Consider the following 21790-nt stretch of genomic DNA (forward strand, 5'->3'; position numbering starts at 1 on the left):
ATGTTCTTTCTTAACCCTACATATCTATGGGCTTTATTGGGACTCCTAGTTCCCATAGCAATACATCTGTGGAGTAAAAAAGAGGGAAAAACAATCAAAATCGGTAGTATCAAATTACTGGACGAATCAGATTCAAAACAAACCAGTAGTATTCAGATCAATGAGTTGTGGTTATTAGTACTAAGACTAGTGTTGCTTAGTGTGCTTATTATTATTATCGCCGGACCTCAAATAAAAAAGAAAGTAAGCACAATACCGATTACATATATTTTTGAATCCTCTTTATTGCAATATGAAGAAATATATACTATTCTCGATACAATAGAAGAGGGAGAATCCTTAAGAATGTTACAAACCGATTTTCCAGAACTTCAAAAAGATCAATTAGATAGTGTTGATATCAAAGTGCCAAACTATTGGCAATTAGCTAAAGAAATGGAAACTCTTGAAACCGATAGTATTGTGGTTTTTACTAATGGATTTAGATCAGGGATAAAAGGTATACGCCCTAAGGTAAATAAAGATGTTAACTGGGTAATTCTCGATCTGGAAAAACCATTTGACCAACCTATAGGAGCGGTTAAAAAAGAAAGTAAGATACAACTATTATCTGTATCGAGTGATCATGATGGTTTATCTTTTAATAAGCAGCTTCTTTCTTCTAATAGCGATAGCATAACATTAAACACATCAAAAGATAGTTTGATTTTTTCGTTAGAAAAGAAAAAAAATAGTATCCCTTTAATCAATGAAAAAACCATTACTATACTATTGTTTTATGAAGATAGTTTATCTAACGAGATGAAGTATTGCAACGCAGCATTTAGAGCAATATCAAAGTATATTAATAGACCTGTAGAATTGCAAATTGAAAAGAAAAAGGATACGATTGATTTTGATACTTTTGATTTGATGGTATGGTTGTCTAAGAATCCAATTCCAAAGACTTCTGCAAAAGTATTGGCATATAGACCAGATGAGTTGGCTCATAATATTATTGAAGAAGGACCTTCTTCCAGAACCTTTTACTTAACCTCTCCCCTTAATACAGAAAATAGTATTAATAAACATCTTTCTGAAGAACTTTTATATCTAATCGATATACATAAAGAGGCAAAGGAAAAAATTGATTTGTATGACAAACGGGTCATGGATATAAAAGAATTATCTCCTTTAGTATCTAATCTCAAAATTGATAAAAAAAATGCTTCAATTTTTGATATCTCACAATGGCTATGGATAGTATTAGTCTTCTTATTAATTATAGAACGTATAATAGCAAAATACAGAAGACAATGAAGATGACAGGAAATATGATATTAAATCGGTTTAGGAGACGTTGGCAATTCATGTTGTGGGTTGAGATTTTACTGTATTCTCTTGGACCAGCTATTTTGGTGTATTTTTTATTCTTCAAATTACTTTGGTCAATACTTGTATCGATAGTGTTAGTTGGATTTATGTTTATTTTTATAAAACCATGGAGGCCCAATTTAAAAAAAGTAAGTGGTTACATAGATCAACATCTGGATACAGCAGAGTATAGTACTGGCCTTTTATTATTACCAGAAGAACAATTATCAGGACTGGCAAAGCTTCAACAATATAAAGTAGCGAAAGAACTTGTGGAGAAATTGGGTACTATTAGTCCACCAAGCAATTTGTTACGAGGAAGTGTCATTATGGGCTTATTTGCAATAGTAGGATTTCTAATGTATCAATTTAAGATAATCAATTATTTACAAGAGGCAAAGGAACCAAAAATACCTGCAAATACAATAGTTTTCACAGCTACAGATTCAATTTCAAAAAGAGGTAAGCAACCTAAATTAGAACACCAGGAATTAATTATAGATTATCCAAGTTATACACAAATACCTTCTTTTAGAACTACAAAAATGGATGTAAAAGCAGTAGAAGGTTCAAAATTAACTTGGCGAATCAAGTTTAATACACATATAAAAGATGTAACTATAGAAAGTATGGGAAGTAGTCAATCCATGAATTATAGTAATGAAATATATACTCAAACTTCTACATTGAATGCTTCGGGGTTTTATAATTTTAGATATACCGATGTACAAAATACATCATATACTTCTGACTTGTATGCTATAGAAATGATAAAGGATAAGGGTCCTGGAGTAGAGATTATTGGACTAAAACAGTTTACTTCCTTCGAGTTTGATGAAAATAAAAAGCTTTCTTTTAAAACCTCTGTTACTGATGATTTTGGAATTGCAGATGTTTATATTATTGCTACAGTAAGCAAAGGCTCTGGGGAATCAGTAAAGTTTAGAGAAGAAAAATTAAGCTTTGATACTAAGGTTATTAGAGGGAGTAAAAATTTGAAGTTATTAAAAAGTATAGATTTAGATAAGATGAAAATGGAGCCTGGAGACGAACTTTATTTTTATATTGAAGCTTTGGATCGCAAGCAACCGATGTCTAATACATCCAGAAGTGAAACCTTTTTTGCCGTTATAAAAGATACACTCTCTGATCAATTTGCAGTTGAAGGTACTATGGGAGTAGATTTAATGCCCGATTATTTTAGAAGTCAACGACAATTGATAATAGATACAGAAAAGTTAATTCGGGAGAAATCAAAATTGACTAAAAAAGAATTTAATTTTAAAAGTAATGAGTTAGGCTTTGACCAAAAAGTACTACGCCTTAAATATGCAGAATTCATGGGGGACGAATCAGAATCAGAACTTGTTAATCAAGAAAATCCTGAGATTTCTAATGAAGACGAACATGGAGATGAAGATCATGATGAAGAAGATCCTTTGGAGCAATATACACACAAACATGATAGCGATAATGAGCACAATCTGGTCGATCATAAAGAAGAAGATAGTGAAGAAAAGAACGATCCTTTACATGAATACTTACATAACCATGAAGATCCCGAAGAATCAACGCTATTTACACAATCTCTAAAAAGTAAACTAAGACAGGCCTTAAATGAGATGTGGGATGCAGAACTATATTTAAGATTATATACTCCAGAGAAATCATTGCCATATCAATATAGAGCATTAAAACTTATACAGGAAATTAAAAACAGTGCTCGTGTCTATGTACATCGAATTGGCTTTGATCCACCGCCTATTAAGGAGGATAAAAGACTTACGGGTAAAATAGAAGAAGTATCTAATTTTAGGAAAAAAGAAGAATTACAAGAACCAGAGATATATCCATCGATACGACAAACAATCTTAAGATTAGAAGAATTGATAATAGGAAAAGAAAAGATTAATGATGATGATAGAACACTTTTTGAGAAAGCAGGAAATGAATTGGCAATCAAGGCACTTGAAAATCCAGGAAAATATCTAAAAACATTACAAAAATTAAAAAGAACTACCGAAAATAAAAAAATACCATTGTCCACATTGGTTGAAATACAAGGAGGTTTATTTGATGCACTTCCAGAACTAAAGTATAATGCAGTAAAAAGAAAAGTACTAACTGGCGAGATTAATGAATTATTATTAAAAGAACTTGAAGTTCATGATTGATAACCTTACTTTTTTGAATGCAGAATTGATGTGGCCATTAAGTATAGGAGCAATCCTGTTATGGTGTGTTTTTATTTGGAAAGAATGGTATTCAAACAAGAAGCCTAGATTTTGGATCAAAGTAATGATATCATTTTTAGCTATTGGTGCTCTTGTTATCTTGGTATTAAAGCCAGTAATAAGTGTGCCCGGGGATGCTACAAAAATGGTGATACTGACAGAAGGTTATGATCAGGTAAGGTTAGACAGTATAAAGAAAGTTCACAAAAGAATTAAAGTATACAAGTATAACATCAATCAGTTAATTTTTAAAGATATAAATATTCCGGATTCTGTTTTTATACTGGGCTATGGTGTAGAACCCTTCGACTTTTGGCAATTCGATAATTGTAAAGTAAAATACCTTAACGATTCGATACCCTCAGGAGTGATTAGATTTACCTATGATCACAAAAATACCGTGGGAAAACAAATGATATTTAATGGGCTTTATCATAAGCCTAAAAAGGAAAATCAACTAGTATTAGAAGGTCCGGGAGGAGTATATTTAGATTCAGTTTCATTAGGGGATGATGAGCAACAAATATTTGGATTATCTACAAAACTCAATCTACCAGGGAAATTTGTTTTCTCTCTGATAGAAAAGGATACTACAGGTAAAATTCATTCTAAAAATCCAATTCCCCTTCTTGTAGAAGATCCGATTCCCTTAAAAATATTAATAGTGAATGGATTTCCAACTTTTGAAACCAAATACTTAAAAAATTATTTGGCAGAAATGGGGCATCAGGTATTAGTTAGAAGTCAAATTACCAAAGGAAGATACAAATATGAATATTTTAATATGGAAAGACTACCTATAGGTACTTTCTCAGAAAAAAATCTACAGCCTTTTGATTTGGTTATTATCGATGCAAATTCATTTAAGAAATTAGGAAAAACATCCAGAGCCGTTTTGAGAAATTCGATCAGAGAAAATGGTTTAGGCCTTTTTATACAGTCTGATCAGGACTTTTTTAGATTTTCGAGAAACTTTGGCTCATTTGATTTTGTTACCCAAAAAAACGTAGAGACAAATCTTAAAGGTCAATCAAAAATAAAAATTTCTAAATCTCCTTTCTTTTTTAAAGATGAATTTTTATTACATCCAATTCATAAAAATACCAACAATCAAGTACTATCTGCATATAAACCAATGGGGAAAGGAAGAATAGGAACTACAGTATTAGAAAACACGTATGAATTAGTATTGAATGGCCGGACTAAGGTTTATCAGGAATTATGGTCAAAATTGATTAGTAGTATAAGTAATAAGGAAATTCCTTTAGCAGAATGGAGGTCAAAAGGAAATATAGCATATATTAATCAACCTTTTAAATTCAAGTTAAGAACATCTATAGCCAAACCTATGGTTAATACGATAAATGGATATAAAATTTCAATGCGTGAAGATATTGATATATCTAACCTATGGAGTGCTACTACATATCCAAAAACCTTAGGATGGGACACTCTGTTGATACAACAAGATACAACAGAAGTCTTTCCATACTTTGTTACTCATACTTCTCATTGGAGATCGCAGACTCATTATGAAAAAATAGTAGAAAATAGCAAGTATTCTGCTGTTTCCTCAAAGGAGAGTAAAGAAGAAAATAAAGCTTTTAGATTAGTAAACCCTTTAGGATTCTTTTTGATTTTTTTAATCTGTATTGGATATCTATGGTTAAAACCAAAAATGGTAAATTGACAGAAAATATAAACTAAAAAATTGTTGGAGTATTTTAGTGCCAAATTATAGAAGATGAATCGAAACCTTAAACAATATAGTACACTTTTATGGCAATCTATCTTTTTTTGGGGGATTGCCCTGGGATGTTATGTAATATTTAGATTTTTTGGGATAGATGAAGAAGTAGGGATACAGACGAATCCAGATTTTAGATTTAAAGAAGCTTTATTTGCTTTTGTTATATTAGGAATGTTTCTGGGGTTAATATATGCTACAGTAGATTTTATTTTTGATAAATTCTTTTCAAAACAAATAACTTTGGGGTTGAGAATTATTGTTAAGAGCTTCATTGATTTTACTATCACCATTACTATTTTTACCATGATGTTAAAGATTTCATCTAAAATCTTTAACGTTGACTTTAATACAGAACAAGGATGGTGGAGGGATGATAAGTCATTTTGGGCCATTATTATATATCTGGTTCTAGTTTCTTTTGTTTTTTCGTTTATTACAATTGCAGTTGAAAAATTTGGCAAAGGAGTTTTTCTAAAAATGCTCTTAGGAAAATACAAAAATCCGCAGGAGGAGAAACGTATATTTATGTTTTTAGATTTAAAAAACTCTACAACAATAGCAGAAAATTTAGGACATTATGCCTATAGCCAATTTATACAAGACTGTTTTTATGACCTTAATGATGTAGTTCCAAAATATGATGCCGAGATTTATCAATATGTTGGTGATGAAGCGGTATTATGTTGGCCTTATAGAAAAGGAATATCCCAACAAAAATGTATCGGTATATTTTTTAGTTTTAAAAACAATCTACATGAAAAAAAGGAATATTATCTAAATAAATATGGAGTTTCTCCAGAGTTCAAGGCAGGATTGCATGGTGGACAAATAATGGTTTCTGAGGTAGGAACGGTTAAAAAAGAATTAGCGTATCACGGAGATGTAATTAATATTTCTGCCAGAATTCAGTCACAATGCAACACGTACAATGAATTCTTTTTGATTTCTTCTGAATTGCTGAGTGATATACAAATAGAAGAAGAGTTTTCTGTGAAAGAAATCGGAGCTCTTAAATTAAAAGGTAAAAATGAACTAGTAGATATTTGTGCAATACAACAAATGGCTGAAATTTAAAAAAATATATAACAAACCAGTAATATTAATTACTTTGGTAGTCCCTTATAAAATTAATAGTATATGATTAAATCATTACTCATTGAAGATGAAGTATATATTAGAAAAGGCTTGCTTAATTTGTTAGAATTATTAGATACTGAGATAAATGTATTAGGAGAATGTGAATCTGTAAACGAAGCCGTTATTTTGGCAAATGCCTGTAAACCAGATTTGATTTTTTTAGACATTAATCTTGCAGATGGCACTGCTTTTGATTTTTTGGAACAAACTAAAAATCTAGAATTTAAAATAATATTTATTACTGCTTATGAAGAATATGCACTTCAGGCATTAAAAATAGGGGCAGTAGATTATCTGTTAAAACCTATAGAAATAGATGAACTTAAAGAAGCTATTGAAAAAGTAAGTAATATCAATACTAAAGACATTCTAAAACAAATGGATATTGTTCAGAATCATCTTAAGGGAGAAGGAAAGAAAATTGTTTTACGCACTCAAGAAAGTCTTCAGTTTGTGATTTTAGATCAATTGTTATATTGCAAATCAGATAAAGGATACACTACATTTTATTTAAGCGACGGCAGAAAGTTTCTGGCTTCTGGTTCTATCGTAGAATTCGAAAAACAATTACCTCAAAACGTTTTTATTAGATCACATCAATCATATCTAGTAAATCGTGATTATATTGATAGATATGATAAAAAAGGGTATTTAATATTAGCAAATGAAACTAAAATTCCTGTATCTACAAGGAAAAGAGAAGAGATTATTTCTAAAATATTCTAACTAATTTATTTGAGAATGTTATTGTCATCATAACTATTCTTTTTAGAATATAAAATTGCTGTAAGAAAACGATATTACTTAACGTAGCTCCTTATTGCTAGTGTTCTGTGTTTTGATTCAAATACTCTTATTACTACTCATTTTACATTTCTTCATAAAGTAACTATTACTTCTAAAATCGAAAAAATATTTACGTGTAGCGAATTTTAAAAAATTTGTAACGAATATAAATTTGCTGTTTTCTAAACATAACCTATGGATTAGTTTAGCATTCGATATGTGCATTATAGATAGTAAATAAAAATAAAGTAATTATAGTTTTATTGATAGATAATGAATGTTTTAGAACTTAAAAAACACCTGTTAGAAGAACATCAAAGAGATAAAAAGCTTACTGTATTAGGGTATGTTTTAATTCTTTTTACCATTATTATTATTGCATCTTTAATTTATTTTTTTGCTGCAGAAATTTTTGTGAAAACCGTAGAAGGTTTCATATCTAATTTGACAACTTCATACAATAATTATTATCAATATATACTTCCACTAGTTTTTATTGGATATCTAATATTTCCCATTCGGAAATTATATATTCTTAATAAAAGACCCGCACTTATAGCTGAGTTTATAGCACATTTAGAAGAAGGATGTATGGCAGAAAGAATACATCAAAATACAGTGTATAAAATAGTAATACCACTAATAAAAATAAAATTAAACCTATGTCCGGTAGAATTTGTAAATATTGGTTTAGTAAATAAAGAAGGTATAAAAACCAATACTTTGGGATATAATTTTGCAGTTCCTTATCACGTTATACCGGCATTGAAAGAGATAATAAGCAGTGGTAATAAAGCAAAGGATAGTAAGGATTGGTACGAATTAACTGAAACAAAAACATCAAAAGAACCTTTAAAATCTGTTGAATTATTTAAACAGTTTATGAAGAGTACCTTGATGCCAGATATAGAAAAAATAGAAGGAGAAAGAGTAAAAGGGAAAAAGAACTACATCTTATATTTTGTTATCATTGGTGTATTTATGGCCGGGTGGTATGGTTTTCAATATTTACAAGCAACCCAAACGATAAAAATAAGCACAGAAGTATTTATAGGTGCTTTTATAGGTGTGTTTGCCATATACTATTTGGTTATATATTTCACCAAAATAAGAGGAAATGGAAAATCTATAGAGGCAGATACTAACTACCAGTTTAAAAGAAAGATCTTTGAACCCATGATTCAGTTTATGAATCCAGACTTTCGATATATTCTACATGGACATATTACCTTAAAAGAATTTTTGGATATAGGCCTGTTTCAAGAGAAGCAGTATGACCTAAAAGGGAATGATCAAATTCTTGGAAATCATCAAGGCGTTCCATTTCAGTTTTGTGACCTAACGGTAGAACGAACTTTGAGTTTTTCTAAAGAAAACAGTTCTCCGGATCAGGTGTTTAAAGGACAGGTTTTTATGGCAGAGTTTAATAAAAGCTTTAATCAATCCGTATTTCTCATTCCTAAAAAATCATGGAAGTCCTTAGGAGGAAATGATATAAAAGATCATTTAAACTTTGACCTGGGGGAAAAAGTAATGCTAGAAGATCCAGAGTTTATGAAACTTTACGATGTTTATGCAAAGGATCAAATTGAAGCGCGTTACATTTTAAGTACTTCGTTAATGCTAAGAATAAAACAATTATCACAGGATAGAGAAGGTCAATACTTTATTTCTTTTAAAGATGATAGAATAACGATAGCAAATAATAACAGAATCAATCAATTTGAAACAAAATTGTTTAAATCCATTACAAAAAATGATGCTATAGAAGGTTTTTATAAAGAGTTGTATGATCAACTTTCTTTTATCGAAGAATTGAAATTAAGTACTAACATATGGAAAGTAGCATAATGATGAATACGAATTTAATAATTCTTGGAGTAGTAATAGCATTGATTGTAATGCTAATCATGATTTTTAATAAGTTGATTAGAGTAAGAAATCAGATAGAAAATGCTATTTCCTCTCTAGATGCTCTTTTTATCAAACGATCGGATTTACTACCCAATCTAATTACTTTGGTGAAACAATATATTGATTACGAGTCTACAACTTTAGAGAAAGTAACCGCTTTAAGGAATGTAAATTCAACCTCTACAGCTACAGAAGATAAACAGGGAACTGAAGTTGTAAAAGGCCTAATGCTGCAATTAGAAGCCTATCCAGAATTAAAAGCAAGTACACAATTTACACATTTGCAGGCGAGTTGGAATGAGGTAGAAGAACAGATATCTGCCGGGAGAAGATATGTAAGCAGTACTATTACCAATTATAATAATGCCATAGGTAGTTTTCCTGCTAATATAATTGCAACTGCTATAGGAATGAAAAAGAGGGAATGGGAATATGCTTCTGAAACCCAAAAACAGAATGTAGATGCAAAAAACTATTTCTAGTTTATAAATGATGTATATAACAAAACAAAAGAGTAAGAGAAAATAAATTTTAATAAGCAAAATCAAATAAATAATAAATTATGAAACAAATTACATATTGTGCAATAGCTATTTTTGGCTTTTTAGTAGTGGCTTGTAGTAATCCATTAAAGTCGTTGTCTATCAATAACCCAGAAGATTTAACAGAGTTAAAAACGCTTTTAACAGAAACTTATGGAGAAGATACAGAATTATATACATTAGACATTACAGCGGTTGACCATCTCACTAGCGATTTTGAAAGTTTTAGTGTAGATTTTAATCAAGATGATATTGATTTTCAACAATATTACTCTAACTCTAGAAAAACCTTAGACGATCCTAAAAAAGCTAGAATTGAAAAGAAAGGAAAATACGGAAAGATAAAGGCTTCAGAATTTAACTTGGATCAAATTTCAGTAAAATTTGAAGAGGCAGTTAAGTTTATAGAAGACGCATCAGACGAGTATGAAGATTTTACTCTTTACAGTTGGAAATTTGAAGTAAATAAAGACCAAAAAGTAACTTCTTATTTTTATGTAGAAGCCACTAAGAAAGGTGAAGCTACAACAAGAGAAGGTAGAAATATAGTGACTAACTATTATGATTTTCGTTTTGAAGTAGATGAGAATGGAGTTTTATCGATAGATCAATAATATGAAGAAAGTAATATATAGTATAACAATACTAGTACTGATATTTCTAGGTTCTTCATGTGCTCCTGGTCAGGGAAAAGATATCCTGATTATGACTCCAGATGGGATTGAAGATTTGAAGGAAGTTATTTTTAGCAATTTTGGAGAAGATAAACAAGTTCATAGTTTAAACCTTTTGACTAAAAACGATAAATCAGGGACTTTTGAAATGGCTCAAATCATGTATCCCGAAAACGAAAAAGTGTTTTCGCAAGTATATATCGTTTTCCTAGGAAAGGTACAAGAACCCACAGAAATTGACTCAGATATAACATCAGGAACTGTTGCATTAAAAGATATAGGTTTTGATCGTATTGAAACAGCCTTTAAAGACAGTCAAAAATTAGTTGAAGAAAAAACTCAGGAGTTTACTAATTATAGATTGGTAGATTGGGGGTTTTCTGTAGAGTCAGATAATAAAATAGTATCTAGTTTTACTATAGTAGCCACCAAAAAAGAAAAAGGAAATACGATTTACGGAGAAAGAATCATAGGGACCCAGGAATTCGAATTTGAATTCGAACTTGATGGAGATGGAACAGTGAAAAGTACATCAGGGTTAATCTTATAAAACTAAAAAATGGGAATACATAAAGTATATTATACAGAAGAGAAAATAGACATCAAAAGTCTTAATCAACTTTTTGAAAATGAATTTGGAGACAAGTATACGTATAAGTCTTCTAATGCCTCAAATAATGCGATTAGCAAAGTTGTATCTGGGAAGTCAAATGATGCATTTACCGTCATAAAAAATGCCTATCACAGAACCGTAATTTCATTACAAGATATTGATGGTAAAACATATATCAATTTTGGTGAAGATACTTTAGAATGGTGGCTAAACCTTTTAAATAATAATTTTGGATTTATTGGATCACTCATCATAAGACTTATTTACGGAGATGGTGATGGTTTTTATGATGAAATTCAGGCAACTGTAAAGAATAACTTACAAGTAGAAGAACAAGAAATCAAAGTAGGGTTGGGAGCTTTGTTTGGTAATAAATAAAGCTAAGTTTTGATATTGTGTTGTTTGTAATCCCTTTGTTTTTTAACAAGGGGATTTGTTTTATTCTTCAACATACAATCGATGTGCCCTCTCTAATTTCTGACGAATTCTTTTTCTGAGCAACCTGGGTTGTATTACTTCTATAGTATCACCAAACCCTAAAATCAAACGTTCAAATTCAAAGTTTAAATGAACATTCAACTTTATAACTATACTACCATCGTCTAATTTTTCTATGACTTCCTGAGAATGATGAAATGGCTTTGTAATTACATATGGAGCATTACTACGGTCTATTTTTAGAATTACTTCTTGTAACTGCTCATCATTAAGCACCGTAACACCAATGGTGTTTTTATAATAATTATCTCCATCAAATTTTTCTGTAGTGTATGGTATGTAAGTGTCAAAATCTATACTGATCATTCTGTCAAGCGCCAAAGTAACAATAGGTTGTTTCATTTTTGCGTTGGGTTTACCTACTAGAAACCAACGATTATTAAATTCTTTTAAAATAAAAGGGTGAAATACAAATTCAGAAGCCTTTCTTGCAGTAAAGGATTGATACGTAATTCTTAATACAATTTTTTTTAAAATAGCCTGATATAAAATGTCAAGATGTTCTAACCCCTTTAGTTTTTCATTCTTATCGAGATGTATAATAGCGGATTGATGTGTTTTCTCGGTATAAACCTTGTCTTCTAATCGTTGGATGATACCTCCAAGTTCAGAAAATAATGAAAAATCTTTGAATTGTTTTAACATCTCAACAGTTTCTGAGAGAACATTCATATCATTTTCAGTTAATGGAATATCTGTAATAGAATATTCTTCATCTGCATATCGATAATATTTTTTGTCATAAACTTCTATGGGTGCATTATAACCTAGTTTATCACTACGCATCATCTGAATATCTAACTGTACAGTACGTTTGCTTACATTGACATCCCTACCTTCATATTCGTATAAAACATCTGAGCATGCTTCTATAAGATCATCAAGTGTCCATTGCCGATTGTTGTTTTGCAGGCATTTATCTATGGTTTTATAACGTATGAGTGCATTCTTGTTCTGTGCCATGCTAAAATATTTTTAGAAAAATAGACATTATCTTTTTTCTACGCAAAAACAATGCGTAGAAGAATGTAATCTTTGTATAGTAATTGAAAAAGACATGAAAACAAGACTTAAACATATAGAAGAAAAACGTAATGTAAAGATAAACTACGCTTGTGAATCGGGTAGTAGAGCATGGGGCTTTGCTTCGCCAGATAGTGATTATGATGTACGTTTTTTATATACTCATCCATTAGAATGGTATTTAACTGTTTCTGAAAAAAGAGATACAATCGACATAATGGATGGAGATTTTGACGCCGTAGGTTGGGAACTCCGTAAAAGCCTAAGGTTACTTAAAAAATCTAATGTTCCTGCTTTAGAGCATTTATTTTCACCTATAGTATACCAAGGAGAAGATGGATTGATATCAGAGTTGCAGGCTATAGCAAAAGATTGCTTTTCACCTGTAGCGAGTATGTATCATTATTTGAGTATGAGTAAGAAGTATGAAGAAAAACTAGCTGGTTCAACCATAAAACTAAAAAGCTTGTTTTACGCTTTAAGAACATCTTTGGCGGGTAAATGGATATTAGAACATAAATCTATGCCTCCAGTAGTTTTTGACAAAATGTTATCTCTTGTATCACCTGATATAAAAGTTGAAATCAAAAACCTGATGGACATAAAGTCTGAAAATGAGGAAAGTTATCTCCATTTGAGAAATGAAAAAGTGATACGGTTTGTTTCTGAAACTATAGCCACAAATGATAAATATGCTAAGTCCTTGCCATCAGGAAAACCTAATCCCGAAAGAATCGATGCATTTTTGTTTAAAAGTATCACTGAAAACTAAATTGTCAATCTGAGCTTGTCGAAGATCAATTACACTTCGGCAAGTTCAGTTTGACTAGCTAACAATAATGAAAATGAAAACCATAGCAGAATTAAAAGCATCAGGAAACATCATATTCAAATGTATTAGTGGTAGTAGAGCATATGGATTAGCTACAGCAACATCAGATACAGATATAAGAGGTGTTTTTGTATTACCAAAAGAACAATTCTATTCGTTGGAATATATTGGTCAGATTAATAACGAAACCAATGATATTGTATACTATGAACTTAGAAAGTTTATAGAACTATTATCAAAGAATAATCCTAATATTTTAGAATTATTGAATGTACCGAAAGATTGTATCTTAAAGAAAGATCCAATTTTTGATCAAATCAAAATGGAATATTTTCTTTCTGGATTGTGTAAAAACACCTTTGCGAATTATGCGTATACACAAATTAAAAAGGCTAGAGGTTTAAATAAAAAGATCGTAAACCCGGTAGAAAAAGATAGAAAATCAGTTTTGGATTTTTGTTATGTGAGAACTGGGAAACGGTCTATAGTACTTAAAGAGTTTCTTGAAGACAAAAAACTCGAAGCGAGACATTGTGGATTAGTAAAGATTCCTCATATAAAAGATTGTTATAATCTTTTTTATAGTTCAGAAAAAGGATATCAAGGTATAGCTAGAGAAAATGCAAACGAAGTATGTCTAAGTTCGGTTCAAAAAGAAGAGGAGCCAATTGCTTTACTATATTTTAACGTAGACGGATATTCATTCTATTGTAAAAAGTATAAGGAATACTGGGCTTGGGTTGAAAAAAGAAACGAAGAACGATATAAAAATAATACTATGCATGGTAAAAATTATGATACCAAAAACATGATGCATACATTTCGATTGCTTCATATGGCAAAAGAAATAGCTAAAGAAGGTATTGTAAATGTTAGACGATCAGATCGGGATTACCTATTAAAAATCAAAAATGGAGATTTTGAATATGATACATTGGTTGATAAAGCAGAAGAGATAAAAGAAAGCTTAGATGTTTTATACGAAAAAGCCGATTTAATAGAGCGACCTGACCTAAGTGTAATCAATAAATTAATATTTAAACTGAGAAATGATTACTACGCAAAATAATTGCGTACTTAAGTGAAACATTTGTGTCAGAATTTTAAACAAGCTATTAAACATTGGTTTAGTAATGCTCCGTCGAACGAGGAGCCGGCGGAGTTCACAAATAAAAGAATTATGGAAAACAAAGTAAATATAACAGGAAAAACATTAATCAAATTAGGGTTTAGATCAGGAAAATGGTTTCCAGAAGCCATCGATTATATCAATACAAACCAACTAGATAGAGAAGCAATGCATAGCTATTTGGAGCAGTTTAAATCTCCGCCAATTGTAGATTTACTTGCTCAACCAGCTCCATTTGCTGTCAATATAAAAGCAGAAAACGAGTTAGAAGAAACCAATGTAAACTCGGTTGTAGCATCGATGCATACACTAATGAAAACTCCAACCATGGTTAATGGAGCATTAATGCCAGATGCTTGTCCTACAGGACCTAATGGAACGATTCCAGTAGGAGGGGTGGCAGTTGCCAAGAATGCTATTCACCCTGGGATGCATAGTGCAGATATTTGTTGCTCTGTGATGTTGACAGATTTTGGTACAACTGATCCTAAAAAGGTATTAGATGCAGCCCACCAAAACACTCATTTTGGACCTGGAGGAAGAGATCGAAACGCTCAGTATAGATTTCCGGATGAATTATTAAAAGATTTTGAAGGAAACTATATGCTAAATAACGAAAAGATGATTCAGGCCGCAAGGTCTCATTTAGGTACACAAGGAGATGGAAATCATTTCTTGTTTATTGGAAAATCAAGAAAGACAGGAAATACAATGATGATTACACATCATGGATCCAGAGGTGCTGGAGCTAATTTGTATACACAAGGGATGAAAATAGCAGAACGGTTTAGAAAAGAATTATCTCCAGAAACCTTAAAACAAAATGCCTGGATACCTTTTAATACTGAAGAAGGGCAAATATATTGGGAAGCACTACAAATTATTAGAAAATGGACAAAAACAAACCATGAAGTAATCCATAATGCCACATTAAAAGCTTTACAAGCTAAAGCTCAAGATCGTTATTGGAATGAACATAACTTCGTATTTAGAGATGAAGAATTGTTTTATCATGCCAAAGGAGCTACTCCTCTGGATGTTAAGTTTATGCCTGATATTACAGGACCAAGATTAATTCCTTTAAATATGTCAGAGCCTGTGTTGATTGTGAATGGTGAAACTACCAAGACAAATCTTGGTTTTGCACCACATGGGGCAGGACGTAATGTGAGTAGAACTCAACATAGAAGAAGTAAAGAAGGTAGAACTAATGAAGAAGTGTTTCAGGAAGAAACACAAGGTTTGGATATTCGTTTCTTTTCTAATGAGATTGATGTTACAGAACTACCAAGTGCTTATAAAAATGCAGAAACTGTAAGAAACCAGATGGATGAATATGGATTGGGTGCAGTTATCGATGAAGTATTACCTTATGGGTGTATCATGGCAGGTGACTGGCAAAAAAATGCTCCTTGGAAGAGAAGAAAGAGAAAGAAATAAAATCTTATACAAAATTATATTTAGATATATATAATTTAAATACCGATCACCAAGTATTATTGAATTTGAATCTTACAGAAAATAGTATTAAGACCGCTAATCAAAATCAATCTGATTTTTCTGGAAAGATAAGTAAAAGGAAAAAATGGTTTCAATTTTGGAAATAAATTTGGAAGTTAAAGTATAAATTATAAATATTTGTATAACAAAATGAAACAAAATAGAATACATACCACACCAAAATCACTGTTTAGTCAGTGTGATTATCGATGGATTAATGAATTATCCATTCGAAACAGGGCGCTATGTGATTATTTTAATCATTTTTTGGAATGATATAAATTAGAAAACTACTATAGAATAGCAAGCGTCCAAGAAATTGGACGCTTTTTTTATGAATTTTTTTTAAGAATAATGAATAAAAGTTAATTAGCACATAAAGATTAGTATTTGGAAGTAAGCATCAGGGAGACAGACGGTTACTGCAACTATCCAAAATCTGTTGAAAAACGGACAGGGATTCTTATATCTAATTTTTAACATAATGATCTGATTATCAAGCAAATAAATGAAAAAATGTTTGCAGATTTAAAATAAAGGTTTAATCTTTGCATCGCAATCAAAACAAGAAATAATAGAATTTGTCATTTTGGTGTAGACCAGAATCTATTATACAGATTTTAGATTTTAGCATTTGCTGGAATGACAAGTAAAAAAATAATATAAAACATATAAAAATGATTCCGAGTAATTCACAACATACGATAAACCGCCTCTTTACCAAACAAAGAGAATATTGTTCTGATGTGAACATAAAAGGTGTCTATTTTATAGAAAGGATGTGTATAAGAATATAACATATACATATACTAAAATATATAAGAAGACGCCCGAACAAGGCGTCTTTTTTTTGGATGAAACTTTTTTTGAAGATTAATTTTTTTAAATCGGAAAAGAAAATAGTTGAATGCATTCCGATGAATATCGGAAACTTATTTCTAAAAGAATCTAATGTTTCTAAACAACTGAATTTTGAAAAAGGAACTAGGGATTAGTTCATTGACATATTGAAAACTAAACACATTGACGTGTAGCTGTCCCAAACTTGATTTGGGACTTAAAAAATATACGTCAATTTTACGGAAGGACAAGCCAATAGGTGGTGGCCGCAGTCTTGAAAACTGTTAGGAGATAACGACTCGTGTGGGTTCGATTCCCACTCCTTCCGCTATAGAGCGTAGAGTAAATACTGGCTTTGTTACGCTCGCCTGCTAAGCGAGTTCACGTCTAGAACGTGATGAAGGTTAGAAATGCTTCGCATTCACGAATACCAAAATATAAAGTAGCAACCGATGAGTAATCCTTTACTCTACGCAATAAAGATACTATAGCTTAATGGTTAGCGCTGATGAGCTGTTATTCATAAAATAGTAGGGCCTGTGCCGGACTTGATCCGGTATTCGAATCCTGCCAGTATCGCAACGACAAGGTGGCTGAATGGTTAAGGCTGCAGACTGCAAATCTGTTTTTTATGAGTTCGAATCTCATCCTTGTCTCAATGATTGGAATAGCATCAAACTTATTTGAATGCTGTGAAAATCCACTTTGTGACTTGATGAGAAAGCGTAGCAATCTCATCCTTGTCTCAAAAACTATGGAAGTATTGAGCAATTGGTTGGCTCTCCAGACTGTAAATCTGGTCTCTTCAGAGCTTGTAGGTTCGAGTCCTACTACTTCCACTATTTAGTACCGTAGCACAATGGCTAGTGCACCCGACTGTCTCTCGGAAGGTCGCGGGTTCGAATCCCGTCGGTACTGCAAAGCAGAACCTGGGGTGAGAAGTTTATCCTGAGCCCAGTCGAAGGGAATCCCGTCGGTACTGCAAAGCAGAACCAGGGGTGAGAAGTTTATCCTGAGCCCAGTCGAAGGGAATCCCGTCGGTACTGCAAAACTAGAGATATAACAATGGTAGTTTACCCGCCTTGGACACGTGAGGTTGTAGAGCTTGTACTGAACTTGTTTCAGTATTCGAGTCCTGTTCTCCAGACAAATTGCTCATTAGCATAGTGGTTTAGTGCATTCGACTTTCTACTGGAAGACAAGGGTTCGATTCCCTTATGGAGTACAAAATGAGGTATAACTCAGTTGGTAGAGTACTGTGCTGATATCGCAGAAGTCTTGGGTTCGATCCCCAATGCCTCAACTAATGCAGGGATGGCGAAAATGGTAAACGCACCTGACTTAGAATCAGGATTTTGAGAGTTCGAGTCTCTCTCCCTGTACAGGACGGAGCATAAAATGTCTAGTAGACATTTTTAGCAAACGGGCCAGACGATGCGCTGGCAATTATTCCACTAGCCCAATTGGAAGAGGCATCGGGTTTAAGCCCCGTACAGTCTTGGTTCGAATCCAAGGTGGAGTACGACTATGGGCTCATGGTGTAACGGAAGCACCCAAGGCTACGAACCTTGGAGTATAGGTTCGAATCCTATTGAGCTTACAAATTGACCTGTGATGTAACGGCAGCATCCAAAACTTTGACTCTTGGTGTAAAGGTTCGAATCCTTTCATGTCATCAAAATGATGTCTCTAGCTTATCAGGTAAAGCACCCCGATGTGAACGGGAGGAACAAGGTTTGAGTCCTGGAGCACATCTAAAAAGGAATATAGTTCAATTGGATAGAACATTGGGTTACGAACCCAAAGATGCGAGTTCGAGTCTTGCTATTCTTACTAATTTTTTAAAGCAATGTATAACCAATTCATTTAATTATTATGGAAACTCACTTTACTATTACCAAAAGAAAAATGAACACTATGAAGCTTTTGATTACTAGAGTGTTATCAAAGTGGGCTTCGAATTACATCAATGCGATGAGTAAAGCTTTATATCCTCAGGAAACCAAGGGGATAAAAAGCAAAAATGACAGACATCGCACTTTTTATAAATGATTTTTGATCTGCGCAAAAAGACTGCGTAGTATAATTTCATCTTTGTGGTGTAATTAAAAACAAACCCTCATGTTTAATGGGGTATAATTGAGGGTTTGAAGTAGCGCCCTGCTGCAATATGGGGAAAGTAGCAGGGCTTTCATAAAAGAAAATAATATGAGTTTAAGAAAATCAAAAAGTATAAGTGGTATAGATGAGTTTTTAGAAAATAACAAAGAATTCTGGCAGCATCTGCAAACGTTTTGTGTTGCTGAGTGTTGTGGTATAGATGCTTTTGATTTTTCGAAAGAAAATATAGAAAGAATAATAAGACAGTATAATTATCAAAACATCTTAAATGATATTAATGAATCAATAGAATTCATTAATAAAAGTTCATCAAAATTAATAAGTAGTTCAATTTTAAATCATTGTGTTCTAAAAAACAAATTTATTGAGCTTCTTGAAGATATCAAGCGAGTCTTGTTGAGTGTTTCTGTATAACACCATTGTATGAGGTATTGCATTGTTTGTATCATCACTTCATATACAACTTGATTTGAAGGTTTGACTGTTACCAAAAATAGTCTCCATTCTATGTGTTGAGGGTTCGAATCCCTTCGGGGCGACTATTTTTAAAATCCATTAACGCCCCGTAGCTCAATGGTAGAGCAATAGATTGTTTCATGTGGGTTCGAATCCCACTATCCTTACGGATATGGCGAAATTGGTAAACGCACTAGATTTCGGTTCTAGCGAAGTAGACACTTTAATGTCTTTTTCAAATGCACAGGTTCGATTCCTGTCAAGGCCACTTTTTTAGGCTTTGTAGCTCAGTTTGGTTAGAGCACTACACTCATAATGTAGGATATGGACTAAAAATCCATTCTTGATAAGCTGATCATCTTTTAAAAACTGATCACCAGCCTGTCACGCTGAGATCCCGATCTTCATCGGGACAAGATATGACAAGAACCGTGATGGCAGATCAGTTGTTGTAGCACTCTTGCTATATTAACAATCTCTAATGTACTTTGAAATATTGGTATTGTTAATATTCGAAATAGCTACTTTTTTGGATTCAGATTTTAGAACTATATGATCTTTTTTAAGATAATATTTTCTTTTTTCTCTTTGCTTAAAACTGGTTATGGAAAATATGATAAAATAATATTTCCGCACAGGAAAGACGATTTGCCTTCACTGTTTTTTTAAGAAAGAATCGCATGAGGGATAGAAGCGGCATCCTTTTTTTAATTACGTACCCTGAGCAGTTATACTGAGCTTATCGAAATATTGTAAAAGGGTAAGAAGTAAAAAAAGATATAGCAAATAGCCCGACCTCTTATTGCTAAAGCAAAAGAGGGCATGCCTAGAAAATATACATTGAGAAAGAACTATACCCGTGGTTCTTGATTAAAGTAGGCAAGGTCTCCGTTACAGGAATTGCCGTTTATTGAATGTTTAACCTGCCTGTCGGAAAGACAGGTTTTAAAAAGTAAAAAAATGAAAAGAGTAAGAATTAATGCGGGCAAAGTAGGTTTAGTTTTCAAAAAAGGAGATTATCATCGTGTACTAACCAAAGGAATTCACTGGTTAGGATTTAATGAAAAGGTAATACAATATGATTTAACCAAACCTTTTGCAGCACCAGTGGCACTGGAACTCTTACTACAAGATGAGGAGTTGGAGGCCATGCTATATCTAATCGAAGTAAAAGATAATGAGATCGTGCTCATGTATGAGAATGGTAATTTCAAAAATACTTTATCTGCCGGTCGTTATGTCTACTGGAAGGGATTGATCGATTATGAATTTGCTAAGGCAGATTTAAGTAAGATCTATATCACCGAAAAGATTGATAAATCATTGTTTAGTCATTATGCATTGACTAAATATATCAGAGCATTTGAAGTAGCTGCTTATGAAAAAGCAGTATTGATTGTAGATGACGTATATACCAAAACTTTAGAAAGTGGTACATACCGTTTCTGGAGAAATGATATCTCTATCAAGATAGCTAAAGCAGATTTACGTCAATTACAACTAGAGATTGCAGGTCAGGAATTGTTAACCAAAGATAAAGCAGCAGTTCGTATCAACTTCTATACGCAATATAAGGTTATCCATATTGAAAAGGCTTTGTTGGATAATAAGGACTATGAAAAACAATTGTATATCGCTATGCAATTGGTGTTACGTGCTTATGTAGGTACATATACTTTGGATGAGCTTTTGGAACGTAAAGAAAGTATTGCACAAGCAGTATTTGAAGATACTAAAACCGAAGCTACAAAACTAGGGGTAAAAATCCTGAACTGTGGTATTCGTGATGTGATTTTGACAGGAGAGATGAAGGATATCATGAATCAGGTATTGGTGGCTCAAAAACGAGCTCAGGCCAATATTATTACACGTCGTGAAGAAACCGCTTCAACCCGTAGTTTGTTGAATACAGCAAAACTTATGGAAGAGAATGAGATGCTTTATAAGCTTAAAGAAATGGAGTATGTAGAGAAAATTGCAGACAAAATTGGTGAAATTAGTGTTTCTGGAGATGGCGGTATGGTAAAACAATTGAAAGATATATTCTCTGTGAATAGGTAGGTGTGAAGAAAATGCGTCAGTCTTTTAATAAGCTGGCGCATTTTTTATTCATCGATACTTCTACTCAGGTTAAAGCCTAAAAAACCGATTTTAAAAAATAAAAACAGCTCTCTGTCTTTTTATGGGTAACAATTTATATTGGTTATATGGAGATTCCTATGAAATTGACCCGGGTATTCCTGTTTAAATAGAGCATAGCAAAACAGTTCCCAAAAGCGTGTTTATTTCAGTGTTAAAATTACGATTTTTTTCTTTTTCTTCTCATCGACTCTCCTTTAAGCTCAACTCTGTGAGCAGAGTGTACCAATCGATCTAAAATTGCATCTG

Annotated in this window: 17 protein-coding genes and 11 tRNA genes; 26 read left to right on the plus strand and 2 right to left on the minus strand. The window is 32.3% G+C overall.

The annotated features are described in order from the left end of the window. The 10 genes from FOF46_RS16470 to FOF46_RS16515 all read left to right on the plus strand — a co-directional run bounded on the left by FOF46_RS16470 (position 1) and on the right by FOF46_RS16515 (position 11381). Positions 1-1299, plus strand: coding sequence for a BatA domain-containing protein (locus tag FOF46_RS16470; RefSeq protein WP_143917216.1), 1299 nt, complete (start codon positions 1-3; stop codon positions 1297-1299). Continuing rightward, entirely contained in the window at positions 1296-3527 is a 2232-nt protein-coding gene (locus FOF46_RS16475; RefSeq protein WP_143917217.1) for an undecaprenyl-diphosphate phosphatase, read from the plus strand. Before FOF46_RS16470 ends, FOF46_RS16475 begins: the two co-directional genes overlap by 4 nt. Further along, entirely contained in the window at positions 3520-5277 is a 1758-nt protein-coding gene (locus FOF46_RS16480) for a hypothetical protein (RefSeq protein WP_143917218.1), read from the plus strand. Before FOF46_RS16475 ends, FOF46_RS16480 begins: the two co-directional genes overlap by 8 nt. Before the next feature lie 54 nt (positions 5278-5331). Next, on the plus strand, positions 5332-6411 hold the full coding sequence (locus FOF46_RS16485) for an adenylate/guanylate cyclase domain-containing protein (RefSeq protein ID WP_143917219.1): 1080 nt from the start codon (positions 5332-5334) through the stop codon (positions 6409-6411). A 63-nt stretch (positions 6412-6474) separates the two neighbouring features. Continuing rightward, positions 6475-7200 (plus strand): LytR/AlgR family response regulator transcription factor, encoded by a 726-nt coding sequence (locus FOF46_RS16490; RefSeq protein ID WP_109436642.1) that lies wholly within the window; start codon positions 6475-6477, stop codon positions 7198-7200. Between the two features lie 333 nt (positions 7201-7533). Continuing rightward, positions 7534-9111 (plus strand): DUF3137 domain-containing protein, encoded by a 1578-nt coding sequence (locus tag FOF46_RS16495; RefSeq protein ID WP_143917220.1) that lies wholly within the window; start codon positions 7534-7536, stop codon positions 9109-9111. Then, on the plus strand, positions 9096-9656 hold the full coding sequence (locus FOF46_RS16500) for a LemA family protein (protein WP_244299636.1): 561 nt from the start codon (positions 9096-9098) through the stop codon (positions 9654-9656). Before FOF46_RS16495 ends, FOF46_RS16500 begins: the two co-directional genes overlap by 16 nt. An 80-nt stretch (positions 9657-9736) precedes the next feature. Then, on the plus strand, positions 9737-10330 hold the full coding sequence (locus tag FOF46_RS16505) for a hypothetical protein (protein ID WP_109436644.1): 594 nt from the start codon (positions 9737-9739) through the stop codon (positions 10328-10330). A gap of 1 nt (position 10331) precedes the next feature. Then, positions 10332-10940, plus strand: a complete 609-nt coding sequence (locus FOF46_RS16510; protein WP_143917221.1) for a hypothetical protein — start codon at positions 10332-10334, stop codon at positions 10938-10940. A 9-nt stretch (positions 10941-10949) separates the two neighbouring features. Beyond that, positions 10950-11381 carry a hypothetical protein gene (locus FOF46_RS16515; protein ID WP_143917222.1) on the plus strand — a complete coding sequence of 144 codons (432 nt, stop codon included), beginning with the start codon at positions 10950-10952 and terminating at the stop codon, positions 11379-11381. Positions 11382-11441: 60 nt separating this feature from the next. Here FOF46_RS16515 and FOF46_RS16520 read toward each other — a convergent pair whose 3' ends face one another. Continuing rightward, the gene (locus tag FOF46_RS16520) at positions 11442-12464 is read right to left on the minus strand and encodes a helix-turn-helix transcriptional regulator (RefSeq protein ID WP_143917223.1); all 1023 of its coding nucleotides are present in this window, start codon (positions 12462-12464) and stop codon (positions 11442-11444) included. A gap of 94 nt (positions 12465-12558) precedes the next feature. Between FOF46_RS16520 and FOF46_RS16525 the strand changes: the two genes are divergently transcribed. From FOF46_RS16525 to FOF46_RS16590, 16 genes are all read left to right on the plus strand, one after another. Next, entirely contained in the window at positions 12559-13296 is a 738-nt protein-coding gene (locus tag FOF46_RS16525; RefSeq protein WP_143917224.1) for a nucleotidyltransferase domain-containing protein, read from the plus strand. Positions 13297-13369: 73 nt separating this feature from the next. Beyond that, a complete protein-coding gene (locus FOF46_RS16530; protein WP_143917225.1) occupies positions 13370-14425 on the plus strand; it encodes a nucleotidyltransferase domain-containing protein in 1056 nt (351 codons plus the stop codon). Between the two features lie 111 nt (positions 14426-14536). Next, positions 14537-15925 carry an RtcB family protein gene (locus FOF46_RS16535; protein WP_143917226.1) on the plus strand — a complete coding sequence of 463 codons (1389 nt, stop codon included), beginning with the start codon at positions 14537-14539 and terminating at the stop codon, positions 15923-15925. Positions 15926-17066: 1141 nt separating this feature from the next. Next, a tRNA-Ser gene (locus tag FOF46_RS31605) sits at positions 17067-17153 on the plus strand. Between the two features lie 255 nt (positions 17154-17408). Further along, a tRNA-Cys gene (locus FOF46_RS16540) sits at positions 17409-17481 on the plus strand. 100 nt (positions 17482-17581) lie between these two features. Next, positions 17582-17664 (plus strand) — tRNA-Tyr (locus FOF46_RS16545). Positions 17665-17670: 6 nt separating this feature from the next. Further along, positions 17671-17743: transfer RNA gene (locus FOF46_RS16550), tRNA-Asp, on the plus strand. A gap of 235 nt (positions 17744-17978) precedes the next feature. Beyond that, positions 17979-18050 (plus strand) — tRNA-Glu (locus FOF46_RS16555). Positions 18051-18055: 5 nt separating this feature from the next. Next, a tRNA-Ile gene (locus tag FOF46_RS16560) sits at positions 18056-18128 on the plus strand. A gap of 5 nt (positions 18129-18133) precedes the next feature. Then, a tRNA-Leu gene (locus FOF46_RS16565) sits at positions 18134-18207 on the plus strand. Positions 18208-18354: 147 nt separating this feature from the next. Next, positions 18355-18425: transfer RNA gene (locus FOF46_RS16570), tRNA-Arg, on the plus strand. 5 nt (positions 18426-18430) lie between these two features. Then, positions 18431-18501: transfer RNA gene (locus FOF46_RS16575), tRNA-Gln, on the plus strand. An 84-nt stretch (positions 18502-18585) separates the two neighbouring features. Then, a tRNA-Arg gene (locus tag FOF46_RS16580) sits at positions 18586-18658 on the plus strand. Between the two features lie 375 nt (positions 18659-19033). Then, positions 19034-19360, plus strand: a complete 327-nt coding sequence (locus FOF46_RS16585) for a DUF6331 family protein (protein WP_143917227.1) — start codon at positions 19034-19036, stop codon at positions 19358-19360. 216 nt (positions 19361-19576) lie between these two features. Continuing rightward, positions 19577-19670 (plus strand) — tRNA-Arg (locus FOF46_RS31610). A gap of 692 nt (positions 19671-20362) precedes the next feature. Then, positions 20363-21463 (plus strand): slipin family protein, encoded by a 1101-nt coding sequence (locus tag FOF46_RS16590; protein WP_143917228.1) that lies wholly within the window; start codon positions 20363-20365, stop codon positions 21461-21463. A gap of 238 nt (positions 21464-21701) precedes the next feature. Here FOF46_RS16590 and FOF46_RS32335 read toward each other — a convergent pair. Then, on the minus strand, positions 21702-21790 hold an 89-nt coding region (locus tag FOF46_RS32335; RefSeq protein WP_244299637.1), incomplete at its 5' end, for an ATP-binding protein.

The organism is Aquimarina algiphila (assembly GCF_007489275.1).
Lineage (GTDB): Bacteria > Bacteroidota > Bacteroidia > Flavobacteriales > Flavobacteriaceae > Aquimarina > Aquimarina algiphila.